Genomic DNA, 9,274 nt, shown 5'->3' with positions numbered 1-9,274 from the left:
GGCATGGACCTGACCTTGATCGCCACCATCGGCATCTTGATGCTGATCGGCATCGTCAAAAAGAACGCCATCATGATGATCGACTTCGCCTTGCACGCTCAGCGCAACCAAGGCTTGAGTCCGGCGGAGGCCATCCGCCAAGCCTGCTTGCTGCGCCTGCGCCCGATCATGATGACCACCTTGGCCGCGCTGATGGGCGCTTTGCCGATCGCTTTGGGCTTAGGTGCTGGCGCTGAACTGCGTCAGCCCTTGGGTGTGGCGGTGGTGGGCGGCTTGCTGCTGTCGCAGTTCGTCACCCTCTACATCACCCCGGTGATCTATCTGGCCCTTGACCGCTGGAGCGGCCGGGGGCCGATCACGACGCCCGATCTCCGTTCGCCCTGAGCCTCAGCTCTTCCTTACCCGCAGCAGTTCATCAAGGATCAGGCTGGCGGCACCCAAGCTGATGGCGCAGTCGGCCACGTTGAAGGCTGGGAAGTAGCCGCCGTGGAACAGCGGCGTCAGAAAGCTCCAGTGGAACTGGAGAAAGTCCACCACATAGCCCAGCCAGATCCGGTCGATGACGTTGCCCAGCGCGCCGCTCAGGATCAAGGTCAGCGCCCAGCCAAAGAGGCGCTGATGGCCGTGCTGGCGCAGCATCCAAGTGATGACGCCGGCAGCAGCGAAACCCAGGCCGATAAAGAACCAACGCTGCCAGCCGTCGGCCTGGGCCAAAAACGAGAACGCCGCCCCGGTGTTATGCACCCGCACCAGATTGAAGTAGCCCGTCAACGTCACGCTGTCGCCATACGAGAAATGGTTGATCACCAGCAGCTTGGTGACCTGATCAAGCACGATCAGGCCCAAAGCGATGCTGAGCCAGCGAAACAGCGGGGAGGAAGAGCGAGCAGAAGCAGACATCGGATCAGGTAACGAGGATCAAACCAGCCCGGGACTGTACGCGAAGGACTGTTGTAGCGATGCGATCAGTTGATCCGGGGTGACGAAGCTCAGTTCGTACATGGCCGTCATGCCGGTGGCTTGGGTGTCATCCATGTCGGTGGCACAGACGATGAACTGGCGTTTGCTCAGCCCCAGTTTGCGGCGTAAGCGGGTCATTTTTTCAATGTCATGACGGAACTCGCCGCTCTTGCACTCGATGCAGATCAGGATGTCGTTGATCAGAAAGACGACATCAAGTTCGTGCAGGTCTTCGTTTTCAAACACCACCTTGGCGTTGCGTGCGCATGAGAACGCCAGCTTGCGTTCTTGGCAAAGATTGAGCATCGCCATGAAAGCGCGCCACTCCAGCCAACCCCCTTCAAAAAAGCGCCGCACCGTCGGGGCGGGTTGCAGGTTGAGGCGAATCAGCTTGTCGTTGCGCTGGTAGTTGTATTTGGCGAAGAAGGAGTAGCTGTAGAGCTTTTGGCACAGCGCGTTGTAGGCCTGACCATCCTTTTGGCTCATGTCGCTGAGCTTGATGTTCAGGAAGTTCACGTCTTTGCGATAGGCCCAGCGCAGGCGGCTCAGCAAATCGCCACTCATGGCGAGGTCTTCGCCCAGCAAATCAGCGGCTTCGTCAAAAAAGCCGGTGGTGTTGACCGCTTCAAAGTCGAACTCAGTTTTGATACGGCGGGTCGCAAACCAGCGCTTGAGCCCCTCGTGTTGCTCGGGCGAGCTGAGTGTTTGGGTGTTGTAGGCGTCGAAATCAGCGGGTTGGACCGGCTGGGGCATGGCTTGGATCACCGGCGATGCGCTGGGTGCGGTGACTTTGTCCATGTCGCGCAGCGCCTCAATCTCGCGGCGGCTGGCGAAATAGCGCTCCAGCAATTTGCCCACGTACATCACGGTGTCGTGGGCGGTGCCAACGGCACTGCACTTCGGGCAAGTCAGGCGGCTACCGATCTGGTCGTGATTGACCTCGGCAAGGTAGCCACATTGGGTACAGCGATGGATGGCCATGAAAAATCTCACTGAATCCGTGTGGTGCCGGGGGGGTGGTCGATGCCGGGGGTGAAGAGGGCTTGGGCGTCGATGCGGTCGAAGTGTTGTTTCTGGCCGCAGAACTCGCAGCCCACTTCAACGGTTTCGCGCTCTTCGAGGATCGAGTCGATTTCTTCGCGGCCGAGTTGGCGCAGCATGGTGGCCACGCGTTGGCGCGAGCAGGTGCAGGCAAAGCGAGGGGTCAGGGGCTCGAAAACGCGCAGGTCTTCTTCCCAAAACAGGCGGTGCAGGAGGGTCGGGGCGTCCAAGCTCAACAACTCCAGCGGCTTGAGGGTCGAGGCCAAGATGGCGATGCGGTTGAAGTCCTCGTCGGCTTGGGCGGCGCGGTCTTGATCGCTCTGGGCGCTGCCGGAGAGGTTGGCGCTGCCTTCGATGGGCAGGCGCTGGATCAACAGCCCGGCGGCGACGTGCTCGTTGGCGGCCAGCACCAAGCGGGTTTCGAGCTGTTCGGATTGGCGCATGTAGTGCTCCAGCACGGCCGACAGAGAAGGCGCGCCTTGCTCATCCTCGGTCGAGAGCGAGACCACGCCTTGGTAGGGCGCTTGGTCGGGCTGGCGGTCGCGCGGATCAAGCGTGATGGCGCAGCGGCCGTGGCCGTGACGGTTGACGAGCTGCGTCAGGTCGTCTTCTTCGTGCACCGCACCGACGATCTTGGCCGTGGCGCGCAGCGCCAGATCGGGTTGCACTTCGACCACCGCGAGTTTGAGCGGGCCATCGCCTTGGATCTGCAACACCAGCGCGCCGTTGAATTGGATGTTGGCTTGCAGCAGCGCCGCAGCGGCGGTCATTTCACCCAGCAGATTGCGCACCGGCACCGGGTAAGCGCCCATCTGGGCGCGGCGACTCAGGATGTCTTGCCAAGGCGTTTCGAGGCGAACCAGCAGACCGCGCACGGGCAGATTTTCAAAGAGGAATTTATTCAGTTCGGACATGGTGTGTCTTGGCTCAGGTTGATGACCACGGATGCAACTCGCGCGCGAAGCGGCGGGCATTGTCCACGTAATGGGCCGCGCCCCGGCTGAAGCGGGCAATTTCTTCGGCACTCAAGGGGCGAACCACCTTGGCCGGGCTGCCCATGATCATCGACCCAGCGGGGAACTCTTTGCCTTCGGTGACGAGCGATCCGGCTCCGACCACACAGTTGGGGCCGATGCGGGCGCGATTCAAGAGGATGGCCCCGATGCCGATCAGTGAGCCGTCACCGATCTCACAGCCGTGCAGCATGCAGCGATGTCCCACGGTGACGTCGTTGCCGATGCGCAACGCCATGCCGGCATCGGTGTGCAGAACGCTTTGATCTTGGATGTTGCTGCGCTCGCCGATCAGCAGCCGGTCGGTATCACCGCGCAGCACGCAGCCAAACCACACACTGCTATCCATGCCGATCTCAATCTGGCCAATTAGTTGAGCGTCGGGTGCGACCCAGACGCTGGGGTGCAGGTTGGGGGCATGGTTGCCGAGTTGGTAGAGCGCCATCGCGAAACCTGCTGAAAGTCGGAGAAGGCAAAATTGTAGGGATGGAGCTGAGACAACTTGCCTTAGAGGCCCTGTGCCTCACCGATCCCGCCGCCAAACTGGCCGCCGTGCATGGCTTATGGGCCCAGCGACACAACCTGCCACTCGTGACGGCGGCCATCGGTGTGACGCCGGATCTTGTTGCCCAAGTGCCCGGTCGTCCGGATCGACCGCAACGCATTGAGCCGTCCAAAGTGCCCTCGCGCTCACCCTTCACCCCCGAAGGCCGGGCGGCGTTGCTGCATGCGATTGCGCACATCGAGTTCAACGCCATCAACTTGGCCTTGGACGCGGTGTGGCGCTTTGATGACTTACCCGAGGCGTTCTACTTCGACTGGTTGCAAGTGGCCGCAGAGGAAGCGCGCCACTACAGCTTGCTGGTCGAGCATCTGGCCTCCATGGGCTATGCCTACGGCGACTTCGACGCGCACGATGGCCTGTGGCTGATGGCGCTGCGCACCCAAGACGATGTGCTGGCCCGCATGGCCTTGGTGCCGCGCACGCTCGAAGCGCGGGGCCTAGACGCCACGCCGGCCATCCAAGCCAAGTTGGCGCGTGCAGGGGATGCGCGGGCGGTCGAGATTCTGGACGTGATCTTGCGCGAAGAAATCGGCCATGTGGCCATCGGCAACCGTTGGTACGCTTGGGCTTGCGAGCAGGCCGGTGTCCGCGATCCCGAGGCGCACTATCACGCACTTCTGACCCATCACGGCGCACCGTGGCCGCGCGCTCCGATCAACCACGTGGCCCGCATCGAAGCCGGGTTCACGGTCGAAGCCTTGTCCAAGTTGCTGGCCGCATCAGCCCAGCGTCATGATCGGGCGGCGGGTCGGCGGTGACAATCCGCCCGATTCCTTGTGATCCACTGACTACGACACTGAAAACGGGCTGCCGTGCATATTTCTAACCTGACCTTGGCGGACATCCTGACCCGCGACGTGGCATGTATCGACATTGAGCGTTCAGCCGAAGCGGCTCGCCAGCAACTTTGCGATCTGGCCATCGGTGCGGTGGTGGTTTTGACCGGGCGGCGGCCGGTGGGGATCATCACGGGGCGCGATTTGGTGCGCGGTCATGTCTTGGGGTTGAGCTCGGTGCGTGAGGTCATGGGCCCCATGTGGGTCGAGCCGGTGCATGCCGATTACCGGGGCGCTTATCGCCGCATGGTCACAGCAGGTGTGCGGCTGTTGGTGGTGATCAATGCCGAGGGCGACTTGGCGGGCGTGGTGACCGAAGAGGGGTTCATGCGCCATCTGGGCACCGAGTTCTTGTGGCATCTACGCCATGTGGACCAAGCCATGTCCACCGAGGTGTTGGTGCTTGAAGTGCCGGCGCTGGCCATGGTGGCCTTGCAGCAATTGCAAGAGGCTCAAGTATCTTGTTTGGTGTTGATCACGGATGGCCGGCCGGTGGGGATGTTGACCGAGCGTGACTTGGTGCGTTGGCTCCCACGGCTGGGCGCTGAAACCCCCGTGACGGCGCTCATGACCGCCCCGCTTGAGACCGTCCGGCCCACGGATTCGTTGGTGCAGGCCTGTGATCAGATGAGTGCTCGGCGTTTTAGCCAAGTCGTGGTGATGGATGAGGCGGGCACCTTGCTGGGGCTCCTCCGCCGCCAAGACATCGTGCGGCTGATCTATGAGCGCTGGGTGGAGCGGCTGCAAAGCCAAGAGCAGCTCCATTTGCTGCATGCTTTTTTGGATCATTCCAGCGAGGCTTTCTTTGTTTCGCGTGTCACCGATGGCCGCTTGGTGTATGTCAATCAGCAGTGCTGCAAGCTCAGCGGCTACACCCAAGCCGAGTTGCTGCACATGCGGGTGCAAGACATCTCTGACATCTACAGCACCGATTCGTTCACGGCGCGGCTTCAGGAATACCGCCGTGTCGGTCGCTTGGTGTTTGAAACAACGCACCGTTGCAAAGGCAGTCGCCATGTGCCGGTGGAGGTGAGCCTGAGTTATGTGCCCGGTCCACTGGGTGACCACACCGTGGGCGTGGTGCGCAGCCTCGAAGAGCGCCAACGGGTGGCGACCACCTTGCGTGAGGCTGAGGAGCGTTGGAAGTTCGCCATTGAAGCCACGGATCGCGGGGTCTGGGATTGGCTATTGGGCAGTGATGAGCTGTATTTCTCACCCAAATGGAAGGCCATGCTGGGCTTTCGGGATGATGAATTGACCCATCACGCCAACGAATGGTGGTCCCGCGTGCATCCCGATGACTTGAAAGGGGTGCGCGATGCGGTGACTTGGCACTTGCGCGGCGAGACCGAGGTGTATGGCAGCGACCATCGTTTGCGTTGCAAGGATGGTTCCTACCGCTGGGTGCAGTCACTTGGCAAGGTGGTGGCGTATACCGACCGTGGCGAGCCGCTGCGCATCATCGGCACCCATACCGACATCACTGAGCGCAAGCGCATCGAAGCCGAGTTGGCGTTGCGCGAGAGCATGGCGCGCTCCTTGCTGCGCTTGTCGCAGGCCTTGGAGGCTGCGCTCACCTTGCAAGACATTCTTGAAGCGACGCAGCAAGAGGTTCGGCTTATCTTGGCGCTACAGCACGCTTGGATTTGCCGCATCGGCGATGTCGAACCCACCTCAGCCCAAGAGCGGGCCGCAGCGCCCTTGCGTGTGCAAGCCATCATGGACACGCTGGTGCAATCCACCGAGCTGCTCTATATCCCCGATGTCCGCTTGGATCCACGCACCGCCAGCATGGCGGAGATGGGCTACGGCACGTTGCTGGGCATGAGCCTGTGCCAGCATGACGTGTGCTTGGGTGTCTTGGGGGTGGCGACGCGTTTGGCCGAAGGTGCGCGCGTTCTTTCAGCTTTGGAGCTGGAATATGTGACCAGCTTGGGCGGTCGGGTGGCCGCAGCTTTGGAGCGGGTGCGGGTGCATGCTGAGTTGCAGCAGGCCGTTGAGCAACTGCGTGCCAGCGAGGCGGTGTTGCGCCATGCCCAGTCCATTGCGGAGGTGGGGCATTGGGTCTGCGAGGCCGATACGGGTTTGTTCTCCGATTCAGGTCCGCTGGCCCGCGCTTTGGGCCGTGCCCCGCATGAGCGTTTCAGCTTCGACGACTTGCTGCGCGTGGTCCATCCCGATGATCGCCTGCGGGTGATTCAACACTGGAAACCTGTGCCAGATCGCCAACCGCGCGAAGTCGAATTCCGCTACTTGGCTGCCGGGCAAATTCGCTGGGTGCAGATCCGGGCGGAGGCGCAGTTCAACGAGGCCAACTGGATCATTCGGGTGGTGGGGGTGAGCCGCGACATCACCACGCGCCGGTTGGCTGAGTTGATTCAACGCACCCGTTTGGCTGTGCTGGACCGGGTGGTCCGTGCCGACCCTTTGGCGCAGGTCTTGGAAGAGGTGGCCCATCGGCTTGAAGAGGTCCATGCCGAGTGGCATATCGCCATCATTTTGTTATTGCCTCCCGATGGCCGCATGAAAACGGTCGCCGCGCCCACCTTGCCGGCTTGGTACAACCAGATCATCGACGGGCTCAACATGGGCATGGGGGTGGGCTCATGCGGGACGGCCGCTTATCTGGGAGAGCCGGTGTGGGTCGAGGATGTGCAAACCAGTGCGTATTGGCAAGATTTTCGGGCCGACGCGGACCGACTCGGCATGCGCTCGTGTTGGTCCACCCCGTTCAAGGACGAGACGGGCCGGGTGCAGGGCACGTTTGCGGTCTACCGGAGTCAACCCGGTTTGCCGAGCCAAGCTGAAATCGAATTGCTGACCGAGTTCATTGATATCGCTGCCTTGGCCGTGCAGCGCGTGCGCGCTGGCGAAGCTTTGCGCCAAGCCGCAGCGGTGTTTGAGAGCACCCACGACGGTGTGCTGATTACCGATCTGAACGCCAACATCGTGGCCGTCAATCAAGCCTATTGCCGCATCACAGGTTACGGTGAGCAGGCCTTGTTGGGTCAGAGCCCGAGCATGTTGCAGTCGGGGCGTCATGACCCTGATTTTTATAACCGGCTCTGGACCAGCGTCAAAGCGCATGGGTACTGGCAAGGGGAAATGTGGAACCGACATCGCAGCGGTGAGCTCTATCCGCAATGGGTCACGATCAGCACGGTGCGCGACGAGCGCGGTGAGCCCAGCCACTATGTGGGCGTCTGTACCGACATCACGCGCATCAAGCAGTCAGAGCAACAACTCGAACACTTGGCCCATTACGACCCGCTCACCGCGTTGCCCAATCGGCTGTTGGCTCAGTCGCGTCTGCGACACGCTTTGGAGCGTGCTTCAACGCCCAGCAGCAGCACCCAGGCCTTGGCAGTGTTGTTCATTGACTTGGATCGCTTCAAGACCGTCAACGACAGCTTGGGCCATCCGGCAGGTGATGAGTTGCTGGCCGGTTTTGCCCGGCGAACCCAAGATCTGTTGAGTGAGGTCGATACCTTGGCTCGCTTGGGCGGCGATGAGTTCTTGCTGCTTCTGGAGGATATCCACGGGCCAAGCCAAGTGGCGGCGCAGGCGCAGGCTTTGCTGGATGCCTTGGTGTCTCCCTTTTTGCTTTCTTCGGGCCAAGTGCTCTACGTCACCGCCAGCATTGGCGTGAGTCTGTACCCCGAAGATGGGCGTACCGCCGATGAGTTGATCCAGCACGCCGACTCGGCCATGTATCAAGCCAAGGCCCAGGGCCGCAACACCTACCGCTTCTACACCGAGGCGTTAACCCGCTCGGCCCATGAGCGCCTAGAGCTGGAGTTGCAGATGCGTCGTGCCTTGGCGCGCGACGAGTTCAAGTTGCACTATCAGCCCATCTTGCCCACGCACCGCGACGGCTGGGTGGGTGTGGAAGCGTTGCTGCGCTGGGATTGCCCGGGGCGCGGCCCGGTGGAGCCCTCGCGCTTCATCACCTTGGCCGAGGAAACGGGGTTGATCATCCCTTTGGGCGAGTGGGTCTTGCGCGCCGCCTGTCAGCAAGCCCGCCTTTGGCTGGATGCTGGTGAGCCGTTATGTGTGGCCGTGAACCTGTCAGCGCGTCAATTCGCCCTGTCTGATCTGGTCAAAACGATTGCCGACATCTTGCTCGAAACGGGTTTGCCGCCGCAGTGGCTGGAGCTAGAAATCACCGAAAGCATCTTGATGGAGCACCCCGAGGTGGCCATCGAGACCCTGCGGCGCTTGCGGGCCTTGGGGCTGCGTTTATCCATTGATGACTTTGGTACGGGCTACTCCTCCTTGGCGTACTTGACCCGTTTCACGGTGGACAAACTCAAGATTGATCAGAGCTTTGTCAAAGGCTTGCCGCAGCAACACAGCCAATTGGCCATCGTGCGGGCCATCATCACCATGGCGCATAGCTTGGGGATGGTGACTTTGGCTGAAGGCGTGGAAAACGCGGCCCAATACCGGGCGTTAAGACGCGCGGGCTGCGACCTTATGCAAGGGCACTGGTTCTGTCCGGCCCTGCCTCCTGAGGCGCTCCAGCACTGGGTGGCCGAAGCGCGTCGGCGTCACACGACATGCCTTGTGCTCGCAAAGCCTGAAAAAGACGCCGTTCACAATCACCATCCCCGCAGCGACCGCAAACATGCTGCCAGCTTGATGCAGCCGCTCGGCATGTAGCAGCAGCGGTTGGGTGGGTGGTTTGGTCGGTGGTGCTGGCTCGCTGGATGGCGGCGTCTTGCGCTTGCAGCGAGGGCTGGCGAATCACGGCAAAGTTCACCCCGGCGGCCAACAGGGCGCTGCGCCAGCGGGCCAGTCTTGCAAGGGCTTGGGGGGAGGCTGTGCCCGACAGGAGGCACAGCAAGATCAGATCACGC

At 61.6% G+C, this 9,274-nt stretch carries 8 protein-coding genes; 4 read left to right on the top strand and 4 right to left on the bottom strand.

Annotated features, from left to right (window positions below; translation table 11 throughout):
- The coding region (locus tag AC3VI7_RS11050) for an efflux RND transporter permease subunit (protein ID WP_489671523.1) at positions 1-384 on the top strand (384 nt) is incomplete at its 5' end.
- 3 nt (positions 385-387) lie between these two features.
- On the opposite strand, the gene lspA is transcribed toward AC3VI7_RS11050, so the two are convergent.
- The 4 genes from lspA to AC3VI7_RS11030 are packed head-to-tail and all read right to left on the bottom strand — an operon-like array spanning position 388 to position 3,459.
- Positions 388-900, bottom strand: coding sequence for a signal peptidase II (gene lspA / locus AC3VI7_RS11045; protein ID WP_489667603.1), 513 nt, complete (start codon positions 898-900; stop codon positions 388-390).
- 18 nt (positions 901-918) lie between these two features.
- Complete coding sequence (locus tag AC3VI7_RS11040; RefSeq protein WP_489667602.1) at positions 919-1,941, bottom strand: Card1-like endonuclease domain-containing protein; 1,023 nt, start codon at positions 1,939-1,941, stop codon at positions 919-921.
- 8 nt (positions 1,942-1,949) lie between these two features.
- Complete coding sequence (gene hslO, locus AC3VI7_RS11035; RefSeq protein WP_489667601.1) at positions 1,950-2,915, bottom strand: Hsp33 family molecular chaperone HslO; 966 nt, start codon at positions 2,913-2,915, stop codon at positions 1,950-1,952.
- 13 nt (positions 2,916-2,928) lie between these two features.
- Positions 2,929-3,459, bottom strand: a complete 531-nt coding sequence (locus AC3VI7_RS11030) for a gamma carbonic anhydrase family protein (protein WP_489667600.1) — start codon at positions 3,457-3,459, stop codon at positions 2,929-2,931.
- Between the two features lie 41 nt (positions 3,460-3,500).
- Between AC3VI7_RS11030 and AC3VI7_RS11025 the strand changes: the two genes are divergently transcribed.
- From AC3VI7_RS11025 to AC3VI7_RS11015, 3 genes are all read left to right on the top strand, one after another.
- Complete coding sequence (locus AC3VI7_RS11025) at positions 3,501-4,337, top strand: ferritin-like domain-containing protein (protein ID WP_489667599.1); 837 nt, start codon at positions 3,501-3,503, stop codon at positions 4,335-4,337.
- Between the two features lie 54 nt (positions 4,338-4,391).
- Positions 4,392-9,077, top strand: a complete 4,686-nt coding sequence (locus AC3VI7_RS11020) for an EAL domain-containing protein (RefSeq protein ID WP_489667598.1) — start codon at positions 4,392-4,394, stop codon at positions 9,075-9,077.
- A gap of 13 nt (positions 9,078-9,090) precedes the next feature.
- Positions 9,091-9,274: hypothetical protein (locus AC3VI7_RS11015; RefSeq protein ID WP_489671522.1), on the top strand; the 184-nt coding region annotated here is incomplete at its 3' end.

The sequence above is a fragment of the Leptothrix toolikensis (SeqCode) genome (assembly GCF_057922285.1).
This window is presented reverse-complemented; position numbering and strand designations above follow the sequence as displayed.